We start from the raw sequence: 24,940 nt of genomic DNA, 5'->3' as shown, positions 1-24,940 counted from the left end.
ACGCAAAGCGCCAATCCAGCAAAAGAATAATCTACAATCATGTCAACTATGTGTGTAAAGCATAGCTAACGACGGCTGGCACAACATCTTCTTTGGCAAGGAGCCAGGCTGAAATCTTCCCTTCGTTTATCAAACGAACGTAGTGGATCAGTCGCAATGCTGCTTTTTCAGCAACATTTTACAATCAGCTCGATTCGGCAAGTTTGCCAGCGCTCATAAGCGTTCGAGTGTAGAGCAGGGTAGGAGTTCTATTGTGTCTGGTTTTTATTTTAGTTCGTGGTTAGGTCAGCGCTCGCTGACAAAAAACAATAAATTGTTCGCCACCTTTGTGGGGGCATTTGTTTGCTCGCTCTCTTCATTTTTCTCTATCGGCGCATGGGCTACACAGCCTTTAACACTACCCGAAGATATTTTCGAAAAGGATCGCGCTCGTTATCTAGAAGTTGAACAAAAGCTGTTAACGTATTCGAAGCGAAGCGTTCAGCGCCTCGACAACGACATTTATGAACTGGCGCATTATCCACTTTATCCTTATCTGCTTAGACTCAAGCTAGAGCGCACGATGTCAATAAGAACAAAGCGCGAGGTTAAGCAGTTTCTGGAAGATTTCAATGGTCAGCCGGTAAGCTACGGTGTGCGTTATAAATGGCTTAATTACCTTGCTAAGAACGATTATCGCAGCACTTTTTTAGACAATTATCGCCCAGGCATGGGCGCAAGGCTAACCTGTATTGCGCTTAATTTTCGTTTAAAAGAAGGTGAAAGCGAACAAGCTATTTTGTCCGAAGTCGACGCTTTATGGCTTCACGGTCAGTCGCAACCGGATGAATGCGATCCGCTTTTTGCTAAGTGGAAAAAAGCGGGCATGATGACACCCGAAATGGTGATCAAGCGCATAGAGATTGCCGCGAAAGAAGATAACCGAAGCATTATCTCTTATCTTAAGCGCCAACTTCCCGGTGATAAGCAATACCTGGCTGACGCGTGGCTATCGGTAACCCGCGACACCAGCCGAGTAAATAGAACGGCGCTCTTTCCACTAAAAAATGCATCGCATGAAGCTGAGGTAATCGTATGGGCGGTCGAGAAACTTGCTTGGCGAAACCCTGACTTAGCCGGCACGGTATTTAACCGCTACAACGACAAAAACGTGTTCTCGCCAGCGCAGCAGCACGTTATGCGAAGAGCAATAGCGCTTAGCTACACGCTAGACCGCCTTCCTCAAGCGCATCATTGGCTTGAACTTGCTGATGTGCAGGGTGCCAGTGAAGATGTAAAGCTTTGGCATATTTCCCATTTGCTTCGCACGAAAAAGTGGCAGGAAGTGGTTAATGTTATTGATAGCGCTCCTGCCAGTTTGCAGCAAGAAGAAAATTATCGCTATTGGAAAGCCCGTGCTTTAGAAGCGCTTGGTCAAACTATGCAGGCTACGGTGCTTTACAAAGAGCTTTCTCAAGAACGCCATTATTATGGCTTTATGGCAAGTGCGCACATAGGCGAAATTCCGTCGCTTGCACACACGCCAGCACCAAGAGACACGGCGGCTATTGCCAGTGTGGCGAAAACCCCTGCCACCATGCGCTCTGTTGAATTTTTCAGGTTAGACAGAACCACAGAAGCGCGCCGTGAGTGGTTTTATTTACTGTCACATTTACCCGAATCGAAAGTGACCGATGCGGGCATTTTGGCGTATGAGTGGGGCTTGTACGATCAAGCTATTACCAGTTTTGCGCGAAGTGGCTATTGGGATGATGTCGAGCGCCGATTCCCACTGGCCTTTAACGATGTATTCAGCGAAAAGTCGCAGGCATACAGCATTTCAAAGTCGCTGGCTATGGCTATTGCACGCCGCGAAAGTTCGTTTAGAAGCGATGCTATCTCTTCGGTGGGAGCGGCAGGACTCATGCAGCTTATGCCGGGAACAGCGCGTTATGTAGCAAAAGAGAAAGTAAGTCGTAACACACTTTTTCAGGTAGACGATAACGTTGAATACGGCGTGCAGTACCTGCGTTATTTAATGGACAAGTTAAACAATAACCCTGTGCTGGTGTCCGCATCTTATAACGCTGGTTGGCGCAAAGTGTTGGAATGGTTACCTGCTAATGAAGCGCTGCCCGTGGATATTTGGATTGAGAATATTCCCTACAAAGAAACCCGTGCTTACGTGAAGGCGGTGATGGCGTATCAGCATATTTACGACCAGCAGTTAGGTGGAAACGAGAATATCTTCCCTCAACTTACCCGCGATATGATCCCATCGGCAGATGCAGTAAGTACACATCCGGTAACAGGTACACTTCAACTAGCACCGCGATAGCTATCAAAGGTTAGGCGTATACGGGTACGCCTTTCATTACGTTATTATTTTACCAGTATGGGAAACTTAACGTATACAACAGCACAGCGGTCTGAGCCAGTATGCATGTCATGCTGGCCTCGTGATACACTAGTAGCTAACTAACGACTAAAAAGATAAGAGGGGCTATGTCGCAACATAAAGCAACCTACCAACAGCATATCGAAGAGCTTCAAGCTAGAACTCGCGAAGCATTACAGCGAGAAGGGCTAGACGGACTAGTTATTCACTCAGGGCAGGGCAAACGTCTTTTCCTGGACGATAATCACTACCCATTTAAGGTAAACCCGCAGTTCAAAGCATGGGTGCCTGTTATTGATAACCCTAACTGTTGGCTGGTGGTAAACGGTGTAGACAAGCCTACGCTTATTTTCTATCGCCCTGAAGATTTCTGGCACAAAGTGCCACCAGAGCCAAATGACTTTTGGACTGACAGCTTCGACATTAAACTACTTCAACAGGCCGATGCAGTAGAGAAATTTCTGCCTTACGATAAAAGCCGTTTTGCCTATGTAGGCGAATATATTGAAGTGGCAAAAGCGTTGGGTTTTGACAATGTAAATCCAGACCGCGTGTTGCATTATTTGCACTATCAACGTGCTTATAAAACCGACTATGAACTTGACTGCATGCGTGAAGCTAACAAGCTGGCGGTGGCAGGTCATAAGGCCGCTGAGCAAGCCTTCCGTGAAGGCAAAAGCGAGTTTGATATCAATCTTGCTTATGCTGCAGCAAGCCGACAAGGTGACAACGACGTACCATATACCAGTATTGTGGCACTTAACGAGCATGCTTCAATTCTGCATTACATGCAGTGTGATACCGTAGCGCCAAAAGAATCACGTTCTTTTCTGATTGATGCGGGTGCGAATTATCATGGCTATGCGGCAGATATTACACGTACTTACGCTCAAGAAGATGTTCATAATTCAGCGATGTTCCGCGACCTCATTCAAGCGGTAGATAAGGTAACGCTGACCTTAGTCGATTCGTTAAAGCCGGGTGTAGCCTACACAGACATTCACTTGTTAGCCCACGATGGTATTGCGCAAATTCTTCACGATACCGGCATGGTGAACCTAACGCCGCCAGAAATCGTGGAAATGGGTATTACACGCACGTTCTTCCCACATGGCATTGGCCATTTCTTGGGGCTGCAGGTACACGATGTGGGCGGATTGGTTAATGATGACAGAGGCACGCCTAAGCCTGCTCCTGATGATCACCCGTTCTTACGCTGCACGCGTATGGTAGAAGCGCGTCAAGTGTTCACTATTGAGCCGGGCCTGTACTTCATCGATAGTCTACTGCGCGACCTTAAAGCGACGCCTGCGTCTAAGTACATTAACTGGGATACCATTGATGCATACAAACCTTTTGGTGGCATTCGCATTGAAGACAACATTATTGTGCATCGCGATAAGAACGAGAACATGACCCGAGATTTGGACTTAAATTAATCGACTTTTTGTGTATAGCCAACACAACCCATCGTTATAAATGCAAAGAGCAGCCTTAAGCTGCTCTTTTTCGTTACGCGTGTAGAAAAGGATTTATTTGTAAACTAATGGTGCTGTGTGCAGTAATCAATAAATAGACAAGCACAGACAACAGCTAGAAAGGAGTCTTTATGGCACAAGGCGATATAGTAGGTTTATTAATAATGGCAACGGTGGCGGGTCTTGCTATGCCCGCAGGCGCTATTTTAGCGACTTACCAAGGCATTCAGCCTAAGTGGCTAGAAAAAGAATTACGCCATGGTATTTTAGCGTTAGGAGCAGGAGCGCTAATTTCGGCGGTGGGTCTTGTACTTGTACCTGAAGGCATAAAAGACGTATCGGTATTTGCGGCCATAATGTGCTTCGTAGGCGGTGCTTTAGCTTTTATGGCCCTTGATATTTACTTGGCGAAAAAGAAAACCGCAGGCAGCCAGTTAGCCGCCATGCTCAGTGATTTTGTGCCCGAGTCTATCGCACTTGGTACTACGGCAGCGTTAGGCGGAGGTACCATGTTATTAGGCCTACTGATTGCAGTTCAAAACTTACCAGAAGGGTTTAATGCATATAGGGAAATGTTGCCAAAGAACAAGCAGCGCAGCACCAAACTCATTATTATCTTTGTATTAATGGCGCTACTTGGCCCCTTGTTTAGCTTGTTAGGCTTTTATTATCTAGCGCAGTTCCCCGTTGTAATGAGCGGTATAATGCTGTTTGCCGCAGGTGGAATACTTTATTCGGTGTTTCAGGATATTGCACCGCAAATTCGTATGGAAAACCATTGGCTTCCTCCGCTTGGCGGTATTCTTGGTTTTTTAGTGGGGATGATAGGTTTCATGCTCGAAGGCTAGCTTTTTAATAATTAGCTAGTTTTCGTAATTGGTAATTGCCAATAAAAAAGGCGTGTTGCTTACAACACGCCTTTTCATATCACTTATCGACAATTAGTTATCTATTGCTAGTTAGCTCGTACGCTCAATTGAAATATGTGCCAGCGCGATTAACGCCTCTTTATATTCAGAATCTTCAATAGCGTTTAAGCTGTTAATAGCCATGTGTGCTTCTTTTTGTGCACATTCACGTGTGTAGTCCAAAGCGCCGGTTTCTTCCATAATGCCTTGAATCCGCGTCAAGTGTGGTAGGCCATTGCTTTGTTCAATAGCTTCTTGAATAAGCGCTTTGTCGTCGTCATTTTTTGCGTGCCACATAGCGTAAAGTAATGGCAGAGTAGGCTTACCTTCAGCTAAATCGTCGCCCGCATTCTTGCCCATTTCTTCGCTGTCAGCCATGTAGTCAAGTATATCGTCAGCTAGCTGAAAGGCTGTGCCTAGGTGCTTACCGTATTCTTGCATAGCGTGTTCAATGTGCTCATTTTGGTCGGTCAGTACAGCCGCTAACTGCGTAGCAGCTTCAAACAAACGCGCCGTTTTACCGTAAATAACATCAAAGTAACGTGCTTCTGTGGTGCTGGGATCGTTACAGTTCATCAGCTGTAACACTTCACCTTCAGCAATTTGGTTTGTGGCTTCAGACAGTATCTCCATAACACGCATGCGTTTAAGGCTCACCATCATTTGGAAAGAACGGGTGTAAAGAAAGTCACCCACTAATACTGATGCCTGATTGCCAAAAATGGCATTGGCCGTTTCCCGCCCTCTGCGCATGGTCGATTCGTCAACCACATCGTCGTGCAATAGGGTAGCGGTATGAATAAATTCAACAATCGCCGCAAGGGTATGGTGATCGTTGTTGTCTATTCCCATAGCCCGCGCACTTAACACGGTAAGAAGTGGGCGTAATCGCTTGCCGCCACTGTTTACAATGTAAAAACCAAGCTGATTAATTAGGGCAACATCAGAGTCGACTTGTTGTTGAATCAGCTGGTTGACCGCCTGCATATCATCATTAGACAGGGCGCGGATTTGATCTATATCCATAGGCATGGCAATAAATACTTACTCTTACGTCTTGGGCAATTATAGGTGGCGATTGTACCTTAATCATCTGTACTATCCACCAAATTGTCTTAAAAAATGACGGCTTAACGCATTTACGTGTAATTCCTCAGATACGGTTAAACCAGATGTGAAAAAGGTGGGGCTGCATTCTTCATATAAATTCTGTTCCGTGTTTAGCGGTTTGCCGCATGTACGCCCCCTTAATCATGCGATCACATGCAATTATAGGTGCTCTCGATAATTTTTCCTGTTAAGTCACTATTTTTTGACGTTTGTATGAAGAAAACGAAGTGTTTAAGAGCAACTTTTTTTGTGATTTAGGGGAGTAGCATTGCCCCAAGTCACAGATACAAAGTGGCGAAGTAGTAATCGTAAAAACGATCCTATTCGTGGGATCCAACAGCTCGATCGCAGTCTGATCGCAATGCATATTTGAGGACCGTTTGCCGATCTCGCTCACGTGATCTTGCGCTGTTTGGATCGCATTTCTATGTAATTTGACCTATCAATATTTCCATTTTGATTTAATACGACCTAAAAATTTTTACTGTTTTTTCAAAAAAATTTGTGAATTTTTAACGGTTTTTGGGCATTTGAAGCTGCATCAAATACGCAATTGGGGCATAATTCGCCCCATGTTGGAAAAATAATCTATTTTTCTGCGAATCGGGGTTGTGATTTACGGATGTTTCACGTACAATTCGCGCCCTGTTTTTTGAATTGAAGCGTCAGTGGACGCAGAGCGGAGTTAACTATGTACGCGGTTTTCCAAAGTGGCGGTAAACAACACCGTGTGGCCGAAGGCCAAACCGTTCGTCTTGAAAAAATCGAAGTAGCCCCAGGCGAAACGGTTGAATTTGACAAAGTTTTAATGGTAAGCAACGGTGACGACGTAAAAATCGGCACACCAATCGTTGCTGGTGGTAAGGTGACTGCTGAGGTTGTTACACACGGTCGTGGCGATAAAGTAAAAATCGTTAAGTTCCGTCGTCGTAAGCACTCTCGTAAGCAAGCGGGTCACCGTCAGTGGTTCACAGAAGTGAAAATCACTGGTATCAACGCATAATAGGAGCACGAACACATGGCACACAAAAAAGCTGGTGGTAGTACCAAAAACGGTCGTGATTCAGAAAGTAAACGCCTAGGTGTTAAGCGCTTTGGTGGTGAATCTGTTCTTGCTGGTAACATCATTGTTCGTCAACGTGGTACTCGTTTCCACGCTGGTGACAACATGGGTATCGGTAAAGACCACACGTTGTTTGCACTAAAAGACGGTAAAGTTCAGTTCGACGTTAAAGGACCGAAGAACCGTAAATTTGTAAGCATCGTAGCTGAGTAAGCGCGTAAGCTTCTCGCCGAACAGGCTTAGAAAAACCCCGCGCTTGCGGGGTTTTTTGTTTTGTGAAACCTTTCTTCCTTTTTCTGTTCTTAATTAATAGCGATTATATTCTGAAAATGAATTAGCGCTGAGCAAGGTTTTACTTCTCAATTTTTTAGGATGCTGAGTAGACTCAAAAGCGCCGATGCGCAATTTGGTGTAAACTTAGTATTCGCATTAAATAAGTTAATAACCCACGGCATTACAGCCCGGAGTGATAAATGAAATTTGTAGATGAAGCTGAAATTCGCGTTGAAGCCGGTGACGGCGGCAACGGTACAATTGGCTTTAGAAGGGAAAAATACGTACCTAAAGGTGGCCCAGACGGTGGCGACGGTGGTGACGGCGGCAGTGTATTTTTACAGGCCGATGAAAACCTAAATACATTGATCGATTATCGCTTTGAGCGCTTTCACCGTGCTGAGCGTGGCCAAAATGGTCAAGGCGGCAACTGTATCGGTAAGAAAGGTAAAGACCTCACCGTAATGGTGCCTGTGGGCACGCGTGCTACTGATAGCGATACTGGCGAAGTGTTAGGCGACTTAACCCGTCATGGTCAAAAGCTTAAAGTGGCACAAGGTGGTTTTCACGGCTTAGGTAATGCCCGTTTTAAAAGCAGTACAAACCGTGCCCCACGTCAAAAAACCAATGGTACACCAGGTGAAATTCGCAACCTTAAGCTAGAGCTTATGCTTCTAGCCGATGTTGGCTTACTTGGTATGCCTAACGCAGGTAAATCAACCTTTATCCGCTCTGTATCAGCAGCTAAGCCTAAAGTGGCTGATTATCCGTTTACAACCCTTGTGCCTAACTTAGGGGTGGTTCGTCAAGATTCACAGCGAAGCTTCGTTGTTGCGGATATTCCTGGTTTGATAGAAGGTGCTGCCGATGGTGCTGGCCTAGGTATACGCTTCTTAAAACACTTAGAGCGCTGTCGTATCTTGCTTCACGTGGTAGATATTTTCCCTGTTGATGAAACGGATCCTGCCGAGCACGCAAAAGCGATCATTGAAGAGCTTGAAAAATACAGCCCTAAATTGGCAGAAAAGCCCCGTTGGTTAGTATTTAATAAAGTTGATTTACTACTTGAAGAAGAAGCTGAAGAACGCTGTCAGCACGTGATCGATGCGTTGGGTTGGGAAGGCCCAGTTTATCAAATCTCTGCGTTCCAAAAGATGAACCTAGATCCTTTGTGTAACGACATTATGGACTTCATTGAAACTCTTCCAGCTGAACTGGAAGAGGAAGAAGAGAAGAAAGAAGTAGAATTCAAGTGGGACACTTACCACAAGAATACACTTGAAGCTCATGATGAGTTTGAAGATGACCTAGATGACGACGACTGGGACGAAGACGATTACGACGTGGAAGTTGAGTATCGTCGCTGAGAAACAGTCGTTGAGAAACAGTCGTTGAGAAACAGTCGCTGAGTGACAGTCAATTTCGAAAAAATTACTGATAACCAGTGCTATAAAGCAAATTAGAACACCAAAAAGCTCGCATCGTTGCAAAGACAACGTGCGAGCTTTTTTGTAAGTAACGCGGTTAGGCTAATGCACCCTCATGGTGCTGGCTTACTCACTGGTATGATAGATAACCTTTCCCAGCAATTGAGCGCGAGTAAACTTACCCATGGCCTCTTGGCTTACAGAGTGGGCCTTGTTATCGCCCATTAAGGTAAACGTTCCGTCGGTGTTAACTTGGTCTACCCTTTTGATAATTACGCCGTAAGTGCTGCTTTTTACAACCACGATTTGCCCACTACGCAGCCACCTAAAAGGCCATCTCATTGCACAGACAAAATCACCGTCGTTTAGGGAAGGCAACATGCTGCTCCCCGTAACCCGCAGAATTTTGAACATTTAGAGGTCGGGATAAACCACTTCTTCAGAAGGTGGATAGGGGCACGTCGCTTTTTTGGTTGCGACATCCTTGGTTGCCCAGAAACGCTCGGCAAATTCATTCACTAACGAAAGCAGCTCTTCAGCTTTTTCTCTGCTGACGTGTTGCTTACACCCGGAACCGGCCAGCATGATTTTATGTACAAGCTCGTTAGTGTCTGGAAACTTCTCAAACTGAGGGGCTTTAAAGTAATCGCCCCATATTACCCTGACTTCTTGCTTTGCTTTCTCTGCATGGGTTTCCTTTTCTGCTACTAAGCGGCTCATTTGCGCTTGATCTGCAAACGTAAGTGTCTCTTTTTCGGCCAGTTCGTTAAGTAGGTCTACGAAGCGAATAACACTCAACGCAGCCAACTGCGCCGAAAACGGATCGTAAATTTTGCAAGGAATGTCGCAATGTGCGCTAGCCGCAGAGAAGGGGCTAACGGCATGGATTTTTGAGAGTAATTGATGAATCATAATTCGTACCCCCTTACTTTGCTGAGCGCTTTTTAGCGTTGAAGTATTTGTAAGCCGCAAAGCCACACGCAGCTGCACAGCCTACAAGCGACGCGTAAAACAGAGCATGCATAACACCGCTAGTCCAGTGTTCATGATCGTGTCCTGCATGAGCGAATGCGCCTGAACTAAATACAGCTGTACAAATGGTAAAAGCCGAGCGTTTAAGATTAACTTTCATATATTCTCCTAAAGCGTTAGTAAAAGTAAGGTGAAGTAGTTAGGCGCATAAGTATCGGTGCAACTACACGGCGAAGCGCAGTGGTACATTGCTGTTCACGATGTTGTTCGAGGCGCTGATGACAGTATGAGCTCTGTCGACAATGGCGTTTCGGTGGTGAGGCAGTTTCAGATGAAAGTATGTCTCTTCAAGCAAGCTTGTTAAGCCCATAATCTTAGCTGTCATTGCGCTGTTTTCCCCACCGTCTACCTCAAGCAGAATAACGGCGATATCAAACGCACAGCCAAGGTATGGAATTGCTTCACTGAACTGACCGCTTTGCATAAGCATTGTGCCTTGCATTTCATCGCGCGCCATTACGTGTAGGGCCTGTTCTGGGTTGTTGTAAACCCAATCTGCGTGTTTAGGGCATAGATAGTTTATTTGCATTGTCGCGACCTCCTGTATACACACTAGAACAGTTAAAATAATAATGCAAATGATAACTGTTTCTATTTGTTGGGTGTTAAAGCTATACCCTTTGAGCCAATACACATTTGGTCGCTGATATTGATATACTGCCGCGGTTCAACAACAAAAACGGCTTTATAGGTAATGAAATGAAGATAGCGATGATTGCTGCTATGGCGAAAAACAGAATTATAGGCGCAGATAATGATATGCCGTGGCACTTACCGGCTGATTTAAAACACTTTAAAGCGATCACCTTAGGCAAAGCCGTCATAATGGGCCGCAAAACCTATGAGTCAATCGGAAGGGCATTACCTGGCAGGCCAAACATTGTTATAACGAGTAATGCTGACTACAGCTTATCTGACGCGACGGTAGTAGATTCGCCAGAGTCAGCGATTGAGGTAGCCAAAGCGCTAAGCGCAGAGAACAGCGACAATGATGAAATAATGATTATCGGTGGCGGTACTATTTACCAAACGTTCTTAGATAGCGCTGACACTTTGTATCTCACACATATTGATTTGACTGTTGACGGAGATACACAGTTCCCAGACTATGAGGCGGCAGCAAGTTGGACGGAAGTATCACGTGATGAACATGACGCCGATGAGAAAAATCCTCACCCTTACACATTCGTTACTCTCGTTCGAAACTAACGGAGAGATTGGAACTAGGTCCAATTTAAAATAAAAAAATGCCAGTGTTGTGAAACTCAAAAATTGAGAGCTTCACAACACTGGCATTTTTATTTTTGCGTTGCGCGCAGATGCTACTTCATTTGGTCGAACAGGTTCTCTAATGAAAGACCCTGATGACCCAACATATCGCGAAGACGGCGAAGTGCTTCTACTTGAATTTGACGAACACGTTCACGTGTTAAGCCAATTTCAGCACCCACATCCTCAAGTGTTGAAGGTTCATGTCCCATAAGACCGAAACGACGAGCGAGTACTTCGCGTTGCTTAGGGTTTAGTTCTTCAAGCCAGGTTACAATATTACTTTTGATATCTGAGTCTTGTAAGCTCTCTTCAGGGCTAAACTCTTTCTCGTCAGCAATAATGTCGAGGAGTGCTTTATCATTTTCTCCACCAATAGGTGTATCGACAGAGGTAATGCGTTCGTTTAAACGCAACATCTTAGTGACATCTTCCACAGGCTTATCAAGCGCTAGTGCAATTTCTTCTGCAGTCGGCTCATGATCAAGCTTTTGTGAAAGTTCACGAGAAGCACGTAAATAAACGTTTAATTCTTTCACCACATGAATAGGCAAACGAATGGTGCGCGTTTGGTTCATGATAGCGCGTTCGATGGTTTGGCGAATCCACCATGTGGCGTATGTTGAAAAGCGGAATCCACGTTCAGGATCAAACTTCTCTACGGCACGAATTAGTCCTAAATTGCCTTCTTCGATTAAATCTAGAAGTGCCAACCCACGGTTGTTATAACGGCGAGCAATCTTAACAACAAGGCGAAGGTTGCTTACAATCATACGTTTACGAGAGGCTTCGCAGCCTTTCAGTGAGCGGCGCGCAAAATAAACTTCTTCTTCTGCGGTTAGCAGTGGTGAAAAACCAATCTCTCCTAGATAAAGCTGTGTGGCATCCAAGGTTTTAGGTTGGTCATCCTGACTGAAAATGGTGTCGCCATTTTCTAGTTCAGCGTCGTTAACTAAGGTTTCGTCAGCTTTCATATCAGCTGGCATATCGATGACTTCTAAGTCATCTTGCGGTTTTGATTCTAAGGCTTTATTTGACTTACCCATCATGAATCTCCTGCTACAAGGTTTACCTTATGACGTTTCTCCTTTGTCTTTTTTTATTGTTATTTATTTTTATTATTTTAATGCTGGCAGGTATTTCATAGGGTCTAATGATTTCCCTCTATACCTAACTTCAAAGTGAAGTTTTACCGAATTTGTTCCGCTGTCACCCATGGTTGCAATTTGCTGCCCTGCCGACACCCATTCTCGTTCTTTGACTAAAATGGCATCGTTGTAGGCATAGGCACTAAGAAAGGTATCTGTATGCTTAATGATAACCAGATTACCGTAACCTCTTAGTGCGCTACCTGAGTAAACAACTTTTCCATCTGCTGCCGCTACGACTTTACTGCCTTTAGCACCAGCGATATCAATACCTTTGTTGCCTGACTCTGACTTACTGAAGGTTCCAACTATTTTACCTTCTGCAGGCCACACCCACTCTTGTACTTTGTCTGGGAAACTCGTCGGTGTTTGTTTTTTGACGCTTCGTGACGGCTTCTTGACAGTTGTAACATTTTGTGGCTTAACAACTTTTTCACTTTTACGATACGCCTGTGGTTTTGGCCGGTCAACCAAACTTTTGTCTACATTTGATGTGGTCGGAGCTGTTGACTGATTGGTCTTGGACTTAGGTATAACGGGGGCTGTTGCCACATTCGAAGGTGGTGTGACCTTTAAAACTTGACCAGGGAAAATGGTGTAAGGGGCTGATAATTGGTTGTATTTTGCTAAGTCGCGATAGTCATTTCCCGTGTACCATGCCACCGCATAGAGGGTGTCTCCACGTTGAACTTTATAGGTTTTTTTTGTGTATTCTTCTCTTCCATCTGAAACTTGGCTATTTAATAAAACGACGGGAGCGGGTGCACTTCTTCCTGCACAGCCCCCGATGAGTACACAAATATATAACAAAATTCCTATGTGAAGGTGGGGCCTACGCATGTCATCGCAATAGTAAATAAGCGAATATTGCGAGGATGACTACTCCCCATCCAAGCACTTCTACATACTGCCTTAGCTTTTGCTCCATGGCTGCGCCCCCCCAGCGCATAAGTGCTGCGACCAAAAAGAAGCGTGCGCCTCGACCAACAGCTGATGCCAGTACAAATGGCAAGAAGGCCATTTGTAAGAAGCCAGCACTCACAGTGAAAATTTTATAAGGGATAGGTGAGAAACCAGCAAGAAAAACTACCCATACGCCGTAGTCTTTAAACCACTGCATTGCCGTGTCTATTTTGTGGGTATACCCCCAGCTCTCGATAAGCGGAGCCAGCCAAGCATCGAAAGCAAAGTAACCAAGCCAATAGCCAGCAATACCGCCCAAAATCGACGCGATGGTCGTAATAAAAGCGAACTGCCATGCTCTAGCAGGCTGGGACAGTGCCATTGGCGCAAGCATAACATCAGGTGGAATAGGGAAGAAAACCGACTCTGAGAAGCTTAACCCGCCCAAATATTTGGTAGCGTGACGATGTCTCGCCCAGCGTAACGCCATGTCATAACATGGCTCAAAAAGCTTCACATTAGCTCTCCTGCTACAAGGGGAACAAATCGGACCGATTCAATGGTCGATGTTTTTAGTTCACCTTCAATCCTATCAATACACAGTAACGATTGTTGCTCGTTACCTACGGGAATAATCAACCGCCCGCCTTCTTTAAGCTGATCGCACAAATCCTGTGGAAGACTTGCAGCGGCGGCGGTGACAATAATGGCATCGTAAGGGCCCTTGGACGCCCAACCTTTCCAACCATCGCCGTGTTTCATTGCAATATTGTGAAGGTCGAGCTGATTCATTCGACGTTTCGCTTGGAACTGCAATGATTTAATACGTTCAACACTGAATACTTTGGCAAAAAGCTGCGCAAGAATAGCGGTCTGATAACCTGAACCCGTGCCTATTTCTAACACTTTCTCGGGTTTATTAGGGCTATCTAGCAGCAACTCTGTCATTTTCGCAACAATATAAGGCTGCGAAATGGTTTGGCCTTGACCTATTGGCAATGCCGTATTTTGATAGGCCTTATGTTTCAGCGCGTCGGGTAAAAAGCTTTCCCGCGGCGTACCAGCAATGGCGTTCAATACTGCTTGCGAACGTATTCCCTCGTTATAAAGCAGTTGTGCTAACGCGTCTCCTTTTCTAGAAGCTCTCATGATGTTGCGTACTTTCCTTTATTCTTATCCACAGCCACGCGAGGTTTAGTCTGTTGCGCGCCACGCTTTCTCAATACTCTTTACACCCTGTTAATTGGGGACAAGGTTTCCACGCACTCTCTAAGGACTGAGGTTGCAAAGCAGCCACTTGGAAGCGCAAACGAGATAGTAAATGTATCACCCTTACTCTGCCATTCAAGCTGTGAAGGCCAAATTTTTATCGCACGACGCTCTTGTTCGAACCCGCACTGGCTTAAAAAGTCGATAACTTCACTATTTTGCTCTGCAACAGATTGCTCAAGTGCTAGTGTGTCAGCTTGCGTAACAAGTTCACCTTTACCCCACAGCGGTGCTGAAGGGCATACGTCTTTGGCATTAAAACGACGTTGTGCGTCTTGCTGCTGCTCAGAGCCGTCGGAACCTTCGTTGATGAAAAAGCTGTTAGAACCTGAAAGCACCAGCGCATCGCCGTGAGTGACCTTGTCGAACATGTCTTTTTCTAAGCGTGCAGAAAGCATTTCATTAAATAGCCAGCTGCGCAGTGCAGAAAGCGCCATGGAACGTTTGTTGCGGTGTCTGATGGTTTCACCGTTTACCATTCGCTCGGCCATTACCAGGTTTCCACCGCGTTGCACTTCACCCATGTCATTTAAGCGCATTACGCCAAAGCGTTGTTCGCCGTAATAGTTCGGCACACCGTGCTTTTCAATTTCTTGAAGACGCTCTTCAATGGCCTCAGGATGCAGTACCTGGCGCAAGGTAATCGTAAAGTGATTGCCTTTAAGCTGACCCGTTCGCAACTTTTTATTGTGACGCATTTGCTTAAGCACTTTAACGCCTTCCAGTTCAAAGTTGCTGAAGTCGAAGTCAGGCTTACCCGGCGCGTGAATACCAAACCACTGTTGCGTTACCGCGTATTTGTCTTTGCGACCAGCATAGGTAATTTGGCGTAATGGAAGGTTAACGAAACGGGCTAGCTGCTCAGCGACAAACGCGGTATTGGTGTTGGTTTTTTCAATAAATACAAACTGGTGCTCGCCTTCACCACAAGGGGTATAACCCAAATCCTCGACAACTTGAAAATCGTCGGCTTGGAATTTAAAAATACCGGTGGATACAGGTTTTGCGAAATAGTACTGCCAGTGGTCAGTGTGTAAAGGCTTCATAATTTTTCCAGTAGAACAACGGCGTGAGAGGCAATACCTTCTTTACGGCCTGTATAGCCTAGCTTTTCAGTGGTCGTTGCTTTTACGTTGATGTCGTCAAGCGATACGTTGCAGTCTTGGGCAATAATCTCACGCATAGCAGTAATGTGCGGCGCCATTTTAGGTGCTTGCGCCACAATGGTCATATCTGCATTACTTAAGCGGTAACCTTTCTCCCTTACTACATTGACAACGTGACGCAGTAGCACGCGGCTGTCTGCACCCGCGTATGCGTCGTCTGTGTCAGGGAAGTGCTTGCCAATATCACCGAGTGCTGCTGCACCTAGCATTGCATCACACAGTGCGTGTAGTAATACATCGCCATCTGAGTGAGCTAACAGTCCTTGCTCATAGTCGATACTGACGCCACCTATTGTGATGGGGCCTTCACCGCCAAACTTGTGTACATCAAATCCGTGTCCAATTCGCATTATGATTGTGCCTTTTGATTTTTTGCGCTGTGGCTTTGAACTCTGTAGTTTTTAGCGTTCTGGCCTTGCGCGCTTAATTTTTGCTTAAGATAAAATTCTGCCAAAGGAAGATCGGCCGGATGCGTTATTTTTATATTTGCCGGACTTCCGCTTACCATGGCAACTTTGTAGCCTTCAAGCTCCATGGCAGAGGCTTCGTCTGTGATATTCGCGTCTTGTGATAAACCATTTTGAAGCGCGCGTCTTAGCAATGTTGCTGGAAAAAGTTGAGGTGTTAAAGCGTGCCAAAGACCGTCTCGGTCTTCAGTGTGAGAAATAACATTTGTCGAAGGTCTGACCCGCTTCATGGTGTCACGAACAGGGGTAGCTAGAATACCGCCAGAAACGTCATCACTGCTCATTAATTCGAGCAGCGCGGAAATATCGCTCTCTTCTATACAAGGCCTCGCGGCATCGTGAACCAGTGCCCAATCGTTCTCGCCAAGTGACATAAGCCCGTTCAATACACTATCAGCGCGTTCCTTTCCGCCATCTACAACGCGAATGGGTTTTTCACGTAACCGATATTGATCAAAATACGCGTCACCTGGGCTTATCGCTACGATCACGTCGTCGATTAACGGGTGCTGTAGCAGCGCGTCAATCGTGTGTTCAAGAATGGTTTTACCATTTAAGGTGAGGTATTGCTTTGGGCGGTCAGCCTGCATTCGGCTGCCAACTCCGGCTGCGGGGATAACCGCAACAACGCGGGGCGATGTCATTTTCTTCACTTAGAATCTGCGGGCAAAATACGGTAGAAGGTTTCTCCCTTTTTAATCAGACCGAGTTCATTTCGGGCTCTTTCTTCAATGGCTTCTAGACCAATTTTTAAATCGCTAATATCAGCTTTAAGTAGGGCATTGCGCTGAGCGAGGTTGGCATTTTGAAGGGCTTGAGAGTGAACTTCTTGTTTTCGGTTGAAGTAATCGGGAATACTATTTTTTCCAAACCATAGCCTGTATTGCAATAGACCAAGCAGTACTATCAATACAATGGGAAGCCATTTACCTTGCAACACAGATTCACCTGACAATGTGGTTAAGCGGAAAAAAAGCAGAGGCTCTTCGCCTCTGCTGTGTCTTATTATGCCGCGAAGCAGCGTCGAGTCAAAGGCGCATTATTCACCTTGGCCCAATTTTCCTTTCAATTTATCAAACAGCTTACTTTTTTGCTGCTCAACAACGTTGTTAAGTTGAGCTTGAAGCAGCTCCTGAAGGGCGGCACTGTCGCCTTGGGCTGCACTAAGCATACTGTTTACGTCAACAAGCTCGCCTGATAGCAATGATTGTTCGTTACTTATCATGCTGTTGAGTTTGTTGTTTAATTCATCCAGCTTGTCTTTTTGGCTGGCAGTAAGCTGTGAAAGCGCCGCTTTAGCCAGCTTATTATCCAGATCAGACTTAATGTTAAAGCCAGGGTCTGAAAGCGTGCCGTCTAGCAGCATCGTCATGTTTAGGCTGGTTAACGTTTGCAGTGCCTGCGCAATAGCACTGGTGATATCACTGGTGCCAGTTGCTTCCATAACGAGCTGCTGAAGGTCAACTTCGCCCGTACCGGTAAGCATGTTATCAGTGACTTTCATCGATCCATTGGTTTTCATCAGCGCTGATTTAAGCACCGCATTTAGTGTTTCATTACCGCTAAATGAAATGTTAGACATATTTACGCCGGCTAGCTGCCAGACTTGGCTGGCATCAACACCGTCGCCGTCAATCCAGAATTCACCGCTGGAAGTAAACGACTTTAGTAACTCGCCCGCTGCTTCAATAGTAAAGGTGGTGGGGTTACCGAATACTTCGTGAACATTTGTAATGTTGTTCCATTTGCTGGTGATAGATTCATTTTGCCAAAGCACTGATACATTGGCTTCTTTCACCAAAATCGACGGCACTTCAGTCGGTGCTTCACTTTTTTCTTCACCTTGAATGAGCGGCATAACAATTTGCATTGCTGACATAAGGTACTCAGTGTATTCCGCCGCTTTGTCGCCAAACACAAAGTAAGTGACTTGAGAAAGTGCCGCTTGGTCACCTGCAATTACCCCTTTCAGCAACGCGTAATCTTCTTGTGGCGCTTTCTTAAGTGCTTCAACACTTTCACTAAGGGCTTGTTTGGCATCGCTCGCTTTTTCCGTGAAATTGCTAATAAGCGCGCGGTCTGCCTGCATTTCTTCTTTCAACTTATCAAAAGAAGACTTTGCCTGTACCAAGGCTTGAGGGTCTTTGTAGTTCGTTTCTTTAAGCTGGGCTACCTGCGTTTTGTAGTACTCAATGCGCGACTTATCAGGTAAAGATTCATAGTCGTCTTTCAAACCTTTTCCATAGGTTTCGTAGGCAGACTTTGCATTTTCAATGGCAGCAGTGGTTTTTAGTGGATTGCGGGCGAGAAGTTCGTCAACCGTAGGCACGGCTTCTTTGGCTTTTGCTTTAATTTCGTCAAATGACAGTGAACGTTCTGGAACGCGATACACTTCACCTTCAGACTCGCGCTGTGTATCGAACTGCACTTTCAGTAAATCAAGGTTGTTTACGATAACTTGATCATCTAACAGTGGCTTTAGCTCAACGTCTGCGTGAGCTTCGCCTACAAAAACTTGGTTGTGAGTAGGTTTTGTGGGGTTGGTGAGTGCAATACCTTTCAGCGTGACGGTTGTTGGAAAAAGAGAGTGGTCGAACTCGTCGATATTCACTTCTGCTCCATAGGATTCGCCCAGCTTCGACTCAAGAATAGATTTAATGATGGTATTGGCGAACAGGAAATACACCAAAAATAGCAACACGAAAAAACCGACAACCCATAATAAAATAGGCTTACCCTTTGAACCACTGCTCATATTCAACTCCTTGATTTTTTGCGCGTCTGGCTTTTATTGCGCATAAGTCACTACTTCGGTGGCTAGTATATCGCTCAATAAAAAGTAATCGACCAACCGCCACTTATGGTGTCTCTGAGTGTAATGCACTCAGGTCTTTTCTTCCATACGCAGAAGGTAGGTGTATTGATTAAACTATGTGAGCTTTTAAACAACTTGACGTAAGAGAAGCAAAATGTGGCAAAGTTTACTTTTTTAAAAGAAAATTATCGGGAGCTTTGGAGTAGTAGTAAAGGGAGCCTGCTTCTCAATGCTTTGCAGCAAAGCGCAGCAGGCTCGTTGAAATGTAAAATGCTTTAAAGCTTAAAGCGGTTCGCAATGTCCATTATTGCTAAACAGCTTGCGCGTAACGCTTGGCTCGCAGCTGCTAATTCATCTGCCGTTCTCAAGCTACTATCAGCAGCACCTGACAGTGCATTGATGCGCATATTCGCTTCGGTAGCGGCTTCCGCTTGCTGCTCGGTAGCCCGCGCTATTTCACTACTCATATCTGCAATTTCAGTCATTAAGCGATCAGCTTCTTGCAGATTTTGATTCGCCTGTATAGCGTTGTCTACCGTTTTGGTTGACGCTGACTGGCTTACTTTTACTGCATCTACTGCGCTTTTGGCATTACTTTGCAGCTCTTCTATCATCGCTTGGATTTCATCGGTACTTTGTCCGGTTCGACTTGCCAGTGTACGCACTTCATCAGCTACGACGGCGAAACCTCGTCCTTGCTCGCCAGCTCGCGCTGCTTCTATAGCAGCGTTAAGCGCCAGTAAGTTAGTTTGTTCGGCAATGCCGCGAATCACATCAAGTACAGCACCAATGCTTTCAGTCTGCGCAGCAAGTTCGGTAACAGCGCTACTTACGCTTTCAATATCAGAGGTAAGAGAGCGTATATCGTTTACGGTACTATCCACAACCGAGGCGCCGTTTTGCACGTTACCCCGCGCGCTGCTGGTACTTTTTTCTGCAGAATCTGCGTTATTGCTAACCTCATTTATCTGCGTTGTCATCTCTTCCATGGCAGCGGCAACTTGAAGCATATTTTCATTTTGCGTCTGTGCCTGAGCGTTACTATTTTTACTTGATGTTTCTACAAGTTCTGCTTGCTGGGTCAGTGAATTAATATTCTCACGGATCCCCAACAGCGAATGGCGCATTTTTTTGGTATATTCATTAAAGTAGCGTGCTAAACGCGTTACTTCATCTTGGCCAGTTTCAGGCAACGAGCGGGTGAGATCACCTTCTCCTTGTGAGATATCCTTCATTCGCTCACTTACTTCTTGAACCGGTTTCACTATGCTGCCGCCAATAACATAAACAAGCACCACAACTAGCACTATGCTAACCAGACAAAACACCGTAATCACATTGCGAAGATGAGCAAATTCTTTTTCAAGATTGGTAAGGTAGATACCAGAGCCCACTGTCCACCCCCACGGCTTGAACTCTTTAACGTAGGAAATTTTGTCAGTAGGTGACTCTTCACCGGGAAGCGGCCAGACATAATCGACAAACCCTTCACCTTTCGATTTCACTTTTTGCGCCAACTCTATAAAGAAGGCTTTGCCGTTCCCGTCTTTAAAGGTTCGTAAATCTTGACCGTCAAGGGCGGGCTTGATGGGGTGCATAACCATAGATGGCGTTTGGTCTTGGATCCAAAAGTAGTTGCTGCCGTCGTATCGTAGCGCTTTGACGGCCTCTAACGCCTGTTGCTTAGCGGTTGCCTCGTCTACGTCGGTACGCGCCGCGAAGCTACTGAGCATGGTATGAACCACCTCGACCAGGTGCTGATTTTCATCATAAGACTTTTGCTTTAATGCTTCGTAGTGCCTGTTTAAAACAACGGCAGTAAGAAGTACAAATAACAGCGTAATTAGGGCAACGATAATGCCCAAACGTTGAATTAAACTGAATTTTCTTAACCACATCGGCAAATACCTATCTATTTGTATTTTTGTTTTTTTAAAGTGTAGACGGTTTTTTATTAACCGCTTTTTATTACGATTAAAAATACACCATATATAGACGAGCTTTACTACGACTTTAGAAGCAAATCGCTCACCGCTTTTGTACTAAAAAATAATGCGGTATCAACAGGCTAAAAAATGTCATCTAACGCACTGAATACGTAGCTTGACAGAGAATCAAAAAAACTTTGCTGGTAGGGGCTTGGCAGGGCGATTTTGTGTGCTACCATCCGCGCAAATTTGGCACTGTCGTGATCTTCATCCAAAAGTATAAAGTTAAAAGAAGAACGACAGGTCAACGCAGGGTTTCGACTTTGCTTGTTTTTTAGCCGCTTCCATGTAACCGTGAGCAGTCTTACACGGCGGGAACGCTTTTTGTTACAGCTATTTCTATGAAAGGGTTGCAATGCTCATTAACGACACACTTCATACAACTTCACCCCTACGCCAGCGTATAAGAGACTACTATCGCATTAGTGAGTCGGTGGCTGTGGATCAAATCCTTCCCATTGCCGAGGTAAACCCACGTGCACGAAGCCGTGCATGGGAACGCGCACGAAAGATGGTGCTTCAAATTCGCCGAGAGCAAGAAGGGCACGGTGGTGTTGACGCATTATTAAATGAATACTCGCTATCTACAGCAGAAGGTGTGGTATTGATGTGCTTGGCTGAAGCCTTGCTGCGTGTTCCAGACAAAGCCACTCAAGATGAGCTTATTCGTGACAAACTGTCTCAGGGACAGTGGACACCTCACTTGGGGAATTCAGAGTCGTTATTTGTTAACGCATCGGCGTGGGGCTTGTTATTTACGGGCAACATGGTGAACTATGCCGACAAGCGCAAGAAAGAACAGTTCGGCTTGTTAAAACAAACCCTTGGCCGCTTAGGTGAACCTGTTATTCGCCGCGCTATGAACATTGCGATGCGCGTTATGGGTCGTCAGTTCGTTATGGGCGAAACCATTGAAGATGCGGTAGATCGCGCCAAAGAGAAAGAAACCAAAGGGTACGTATATTCTTACGACATGCTAGGCGAAGGCGCACGTACTATGCGCGACGCTGAGCGTTACTACGATGCATACGTAAAAGCAATAAAAGTAATCGGTAAAGCGGCTAACGGACGCGGTCCTAAGCGTTCACCGGGGATCTCGGTAAAGCTTTCTGCTATTCACCCACGCTTTGAATTTTCTCACCGCGAACGCGCCATGGCAGACATTCCGCCGCGCTTGAAAGCGCTGTGTATGATGGCGAAAGAATACGATATCGGTTTAACCGTAGATGCGGAAGAAGCTGACCGTCTAGAGCTTTCTCTAGATATTATTGAAGCTGTATTTCGCGATGAAGACCTGAACGGTTGGACAGGCTTTGGCTTGGCCGTACAGGCCTACCAAAAACGCGCAATCCACGTTATAGAGCACTTACGTGAACTTACCCTAGAGGTAGGTCGTCCGCTAATGGTGCGTTTGGTTAAAGGCGCTTATTGGGATACTGAGATTAAGCTTACTCAACAAGCGGGCCTTGAAGAGTTTCCTGTATTTACCCGTAAGTCGTCAACAGATGTGTCATACCATGCATGTGCGAACCGTCTACTTGAGTATCGCGACACCATTTACCCGCAGTTTGCGACTCACAATGCCTACACAGCGTCTGTTATTGTTGAGCTTGCTGGTGACGACAAAGAAGGTTTTGAGTTCCAGTGTCTGCACGGTATGGGCGATACCCTTTACGATCAGGTGGTAACACAGGATAAAATTCAGTGCCGTGTTTATGCACCTGTAGGTGAACACGAAGACTTATTGGCCTACCTTGTACGTCGTCTTCTTGAAAACGGCGCGAACTCGTCGTTTGTAAACGCCATCGTTGACGATGAAAAACCGGTTGAGTCTTTGCTTGAAGATCCGGTAGAGAAAACACAACGCTTGAAAGTACGCTATAACAAGTTAATCAAAACCCCACGTGGGCTGTATGCGCCAGAGCGCGATAACTCGCGTGGTCTAGACCTTACCGACACCAATGCGGTAACGGCGCTTAAACACGAACTTGAACGCTGGCAGGATTACTACAAAGTGACCGGTGAAGTGCCAGAAGGTGCGACAGCGGTACTTAGCCCAACTAACCACAACGACGTGGTAGGTTATCACCATTACGCTACGCCTGATGATATGCGCAAAGCATTAGATGAAGCCGAAGCTGGGTTTGAAGCATGGTCTAAACGCGATGTAAGCGAGCGCGCTGAGATACTTAATCGAACAGCAGATGCGCTTGAGCGCCACATGGCTGAGCTTATCGCTATCTGTATGCGTGAAGCCGGTAAAGTGGCGCAAGACAGTATTGATGAAGTGCGTGAAGCCGTTGATTTCTGTCGCTACTACGCGGCGCGTGCAGAAGAGCTTGCTGAAGATCAACGCTTACTTCCTCGTGGTGTTGTGCTTTGTATTAGCCCGTGGAACTTCCCACTAGCCATCTTCTTAGGCCAAGTGGCAGCGGCACTTGTAACAGGTAACACGGTTATTGCTAAGCCTGCTGAACAAACCAGCATTATTGCGCAGCGTGCGGTAGATATTATGCACTCGGTAGGCCTGCCAGAAGACGCACTGAAACTTATTGTATCGCCAGGTAAAGAAGTGGGCGAAACCCTTCTGCCAGACGAGCGCATTAAAGCGGTAATGTTCACAGGTTCAACGCAAACCGGTACGTTAATTTCTCAAGTACTTGCAGAACGTGGTGGCGAACAGGTGCCATTGATTGCAGAGACCGGCGGTCAAAACTGTATGATTGTTGATTCAACTGCACTGCCAGAGCAGGTAGTTGATGACGTGATCCACTCTGGTTTCCAAAGTGCCGGTCAGCGCTGTTCAGCGCTTCGCGTATTGTTCGTACAAGATGAAATTGCTGATGACCTTATCGAAATGCTAACCGGCGCCATGAAAGAGCTTACCGTTGGTGATCCAACGCAGCTTGCTACCGATGTTGGCCCTGTGATTGACGAGAAGGCGCTTAAGAGCCTGACCGATCACCAAGAGTACATGGAAGATAAAGCTAAGCTGCTTTATCGCAATGAAATGCCAGCAGGCTTCGAAAACGGTACTTTCTTTGCGCCGACCTTGTATGAAATCAAAAACATCGATGTGCTTGAAAAAGAAGTGTTTGGCCCTGTGGTGCATATTGTTCGCTTTAAGTCGAAAGACCTTGATAGTGTGCTAGAGCAAATCAATGGCACAGGTTACGGCCTGACTATGGGCATTCACTCGCGTATTGAAGAGCGTGCTAACGAGCTGGCAGCGAAGAGCCGCGCGGGTAACGTGTACATTAACCGCAACATGATTGGCGCTATTGTTGGCGTTCAGCCGTTCGGTGGACGTGGATTGTCTGGTACAGGTCCAAAAGCGGGTGGCCCCAACTATCTGCCTCGCTTAATGATGGAGCGTGCTACACCTAAGCCATCGCGCATTGATGATGTAGACGGTACCGATGCAGCGCTTGTCGGTGATGAAAAGATTGCCGAGCGTGCGCACGTAATGATGGATAAAGCGAAAGCGGTGGAAGTGCAGTGGCGTCATACGCCGTTGAATGACCGTATTTCTATGGTTCGTCAGCTTCTGGCAAAAATTGCGAAAGTAGACATTGTTGACGAGCTTGCTGATGACTTGAACCGTACGCTTGCGACGGCGCGTCAACAGTTAACCAGTGTTGAACGCAAGCTTGCCAAGCCACAAACCCTGCCGGGCCCAACAGGTGAATCGAACAAGCTTTACCTAGAGCCTCGCGGAATCTTGGTGTGTTTCGCCGATAAAGAAGTAACCTTCGAATACTGGTTACTGTCTGTTGTGACCGCGCTATCAACGGGTAACCCGGTAGTATCAGTTGTGTCTGAAATCTTCTATGAAGAAGCCGTTGAAATTCAAAACAAGTTTGAATCAACTGGCGCACCAAAAGGCTTATTCCAGGTAGCGCGTCTTGCGCATCTAGATACCTTGCTAATGGATGAAGATTTATCTGGCGTGGTGGTCGACTCTGGTACTGAACGTACTGCGCGTATTACAGCAATGCTGTCATCCCGCGAAGGCGCTATTTTGCCGGTTATCACAGCAGAATATAACGACAACCTTATTCAACGTTTGATGACCGAAAAAACCATCAGTATTGATACTACGGCATCAGGTGGTAACACGTCATTGATGACCTTGGTCGAAGATGATGAATAAGCGATAATGCTTGTGGTAAATACCGACTTTGCAAGATAGCGATTTAATTGAGAGCTATCTTCACAACATGTCATTCAAAGGCCAGCGCTAAGCT

23 protein-coding genes are annotated in these 24,940 nt (G+C 45.9%); 8 read left to right on the top strand and 15 right to left on the bottom strand.

Translation table 11 applies throughout. The annotated features are described in order from the left end of the window. Positions 1–253 precede the first annotated feature (253 nt). The 3 genes from MHM99_RS02560 (at position 254) to MHM99_RS02550 (ending at position 4,703) form a co-directional block, all read left to right on the top strand. Complete coding sequence (locus tag MHM99_RS02560) at positions 254–2,317, top strand: transglycosylase SLT domain-containing protein (RefSeq protein WP_239218024.1); 2,064 nt, start codon at positions 254–256, stop codon at positions 2,315–2,317. A 167-nt stretch (positions 2,318–2,484) separates the two neighbouring features. Beyond that, complete coding sequence (pepQ, locus tag MHM99_RS02555) at positions 2,485–3,816, top strand: Xaa-Pro dipeptidase (protein WP_168463084.1); 1,332 nt, start codon at positions 2,485–2,487, stop codon at positions 3,814–3,816. Positions 3,817–3,986: 170 nt separating this feature from the next. Then, positions 3,987–4,703 carry a divalent cation transporter gene (locus MHM99_RS02550; RefSeq protein WP_061439380.1) on the top strand — a complete coding sequence of 239 codons (717 nt, stop codon included), beginning with the start codon at positions 3,987–3,989 and terminating at the stop codon, positions 4,701–4,703. Positions 4,704–4,814: 111 nt separating this feature from the next. Here MHM99_RS02550 and ispB read toward each other — a convergent pair whose 3' ends face one another. Further along, positions 4,815–5,789: an octaprenyl diphosphate synthase gene (ispB, locus tag MHM99_RS02545; RefSeq protein WP_239218022.1), complete on the bottom strand. Its 975-nt coding sequence runs from the start codon at positions 5,787–5,789 to the stop codon at positions 4,815–4,817. 775 nt (positions 5,790–6,564) lie between these two features. On the opposite strand from ispB, the gene rplU reads away from it, so the two are divergent. From rplU to cgtA, 3 genes are all read left to right on the top strand, one after another. Next, the gene (gene rplU / locus MHM99_RS02540; protein ID WP_012517169.1) at positions 6,565–6,876 is read left to right on the top strand and encodes a 50S ribosomal protein L21; all 312 of its coding nucleotides are present in this window, start codon (positions 6,565–6,567) and stop codon (positions 6,874–6,876) included. Between the two features lie 15 nt (positions 6,877–6,891). Continuing rightward, the gene (gene rpmA / locus MHM99_RS02535; RefSeq protein ID WP_012517170.1) at positions 6,892–7,149 is read left to right on the top strand and encodes a 50S ribosomal protein L27; all 258 of its coding nucleotides are present in this window, start codon (positions 6,892–6,894) and stop codon (positions 7,147–7,149) included. 260 nt (positions 7,150–7,409) lie between these two features. After that, positions 7,410–8,576 (top strand): Obg family GTPase CgtA, encoded by a 1,167-nt coding sequence (cgtA, locus tag MHM99_RS02530; protein WP_014948151.1) that lies wholly within the window; start codon positions 7,410–7,412, stop codon positions 8,574–8,576. Between the two features lie 186 nt (positions 8,577–8,762). On the opposite strand, the gene MHM99_RS02525 is transcribed toward cgtA, so the two are convergent. The 4 genes from MHM99_RS02525 to MHM99_RS02510 all read right to left on the bottom strand — a co-directional run bounded on the left by MHM99_RS02525 (position 8,763) and on the right by MHM99_RS02510 (position 10,197). Beyond that, entirely contained in the window at positions 8,763–9,050 is a 288-nt protein-coding gene (locus MHM99_RS02525) for a S24/S26 family peptidase (protein ID WP_275445321.1), read from the bottom strand. Continuing rightward, positions 9,051–9,548, bottom strand: a complete 498-nt coding sequence (sodN, locus tag MHM99_RS02520) for a superoxide dismutase, Ni (protein WP_239218019.1) — start codon at positions 9,546–9,548, stop codon at positions 9,051–9,053. A gap of 13 nt (positions 9,549–9,561) precedes the next feature. Then, positions 9,562–9,768, bottom strand: a complete 207-nt coding sequence (locus MHM99_RS02515) for a hypothetical protein (RefSeq protein WP_061094144.1) — start codon at positions 9,766–9,768, stop codon at positions 9,562–9,564. Between the two features lie 63 nt (positions 9,769–9,831). Then, positions 9,832–10,197 carry a hypothetical protein gene (locus MHM99_RS02510; protein ID WP_039224426.1) on the bottom strand — a complete coding sequence of 122 codons (366 nt, stop codon included), beginning with the start codon at positions 10,195–10,197 and terminating at the stop codon, positions 9,832–9,834. A 182-nt stretch (positions 10,198–10,379) separates the two neighbouring features. Between MHM99_RS02510 and folA the strand changes: the two genes are divergently transcribed. Further along, complete coding sequence (gene folA / locus MHM99_RS02505) at positions 10,380–10,877, top strand: type 3 dihydrofolate reductase (RefSeq protein ID WP_039231980.1); 498 nt, start codon at positions 10,380–10,382, stop codon at positions 10,875–10,877. A gap of 113 nt (positions 10,878–10,990) precedes the next feature. Here folA and rpoS read toward each other — a convergent pair whose 3' ends face one another. The 10 genes from rpoS to MHM99_RS02455 all read right to left on the bottom strand — a co-directional run bounded on the left by rpoS (position 10,991) and on the right by MHM99_RS02455 (position 20,603). Then, positions 10,991–11,983, bottom strand: a complete 993-nt coding sequence (gene rpoS, locus MHM99_RS02500) for an RNA polymerase sigma factor RpoS (RefSeq protein ID WP_239218093.1) — start codon at positions 11,981–11,983, stop codon at positions 10,991–10,993. 72 nt (positions 11,984–12,055) lie between these two features. Beyond that, positions 12,056–12,895: a peptidoglycan DD-metalloendopeptidase family protein gene (locus tag MHM99_RS02495; RefSeq protein WP_239218017.1), complete on the bottom strand. Its 840-nt coding sequence runs from the start codon at positions 12,893–12,895 to the stop codon at positions 12,056–12,058. Between the two features lie 31 nt (positions 12,896–12,926). Continuing rightward, the gene (locus MHM99_RS02490) at positions 12,927–13,505 is read right to left on the bottom strand and encodes a YqaA family protein (RefSeq protein WP_014948159.1); all 579 of its coding nucleotides are present in this window, start codon (positions 13,503–13,505) and stop codon (positions 12,927–12,929) included. Then, positions 13,502–14,137 (bottom strand): protein-L-isoaspartate(D-aspartate) O-methyltransferase, encoded by a 636-nt coding sequence (locus tag MHM99_RS02485; protein WP_014948160.1) that lies wholly within the window; start codon positions 14,135–14,137, stop codon positions 13,502–13,504. Before MHM99_RS02485 ends, MHM99_RS02490 begins: the two co-directional genes overlap by 4 nt. Positions 14,138–14,217: 80 nt before the next feature. Further along, on the bottom strand, positions 14,218–15,303 hold the full coding sequence (gene truD / locus MHM99_RS02480; protein WP_014975597.1) for a tRNA pseudouridine(13) synthase TruD: 1,086 nt from the start codon (positions 15,301–15,303) through the stop codon (positions 14,218–14,220). Then, positions 15,300–15,773, bottom strand: a complete 474-nt coding sequence (gene ispF, locus MHM99_RS02475; protein WP_014948162.1) for a 2-C-methyl-D-erythritol 2,4-cyclodiphosphate synthase — start codon at positions 15,771–15,773, stop codon at positions 15,300–15,302. Before ispF ends, truD begins: the two co-directional genes overlap by 4 nt. After that, the gene (gene ispD / locus MHM99_RS02470) at positions 15,773–16,534 is read right to left on the bottom strand and encodes a 2-C-methyl-D-erythritol 4-phosphate cytidylyltransferase (RefSeq protein WP_168533028.1); all 762 of its coding nucleotides are present in this window, start codon (positions 16,532–16,534) and stop codon (positions 15,773–15,775) included. Before ispD ends, ispF begins: the two co-directional genes overlap by 1 nt. A 5-nt stretch (positions 16,535–16,539) precedes the next feature. Continuing rightward, on the bottom strand, positions 16,540–16,830 hold the full coding sequence (gene ftsB, locus MHM99_RS02465; protein ID WP_014948164.1) for a cell division protein FtsB: 291 nt from the start codon (positions 16,828–16,830) through the stop codon (positions 16,540–16,542). 99 nt (positions 16,831–16,929) lie between these two features. After that, a complete protein-coding gene (locus MHM99_RS02460) occupies positions 16,930–18,645 on the bottom strand; it encodes a TIGR03545 family protein (protein WP_014975600.1) in 1,716 nt (571 codons plus the stop codon). 335 nt (positions 18,646–18,980) lie between these two features. Beyond that, the gene (locus tag MHM99_RS02455) at positions 18,981–20,603 is read right to left on the bottom strand and encodes a methyl-accepting chemotaxis protein (RefSeq protein ID WP_168462879.1); all 1,623 of its coding nucleotides are present in this window, start codon (positions 20,601–20,603) and stop codon (positions 18,981–18,983) included. A 445-nt stretch (positions 20,604–21,048) separates the two neighbouring features. On the opposite strand from MHM99_RS02455, the gene putA reads away from it, so the two are divergent. Next, complete coding sequence (gene putA / locus MHM99_RS02450; RefSeq protein ID WP_239218015.1) at positions 21,049–24,846, top strand: bifunctional proline dehydrogenase/L-glutamate gamma-semialdehyde dehydrogenase PutA; 3,798 nt, start codon at positions 21,049–21,051, stop codon at positions 24,844–24,846. The last annotated feature ends 94 nt before the right edge of the window (positions 24,847–24,940 follow it).

Source organism: Alteromonas sp. MmMcT2-2 (genome assembly GCF_022348305.1).
In the GTDB taxonomy this organism is placed as follows: domain Bacteria; phylum Pseudomonadota; class Gammaproteobacteria; order Enterobacterales; family Alteromonadaceae; genus Alteromonas; species Alteromonas macleodii.
Note: the sequence above shows the minus strand (reverse complement) of the source record. Positions and strands in the feature narration are given on the sequence as shown.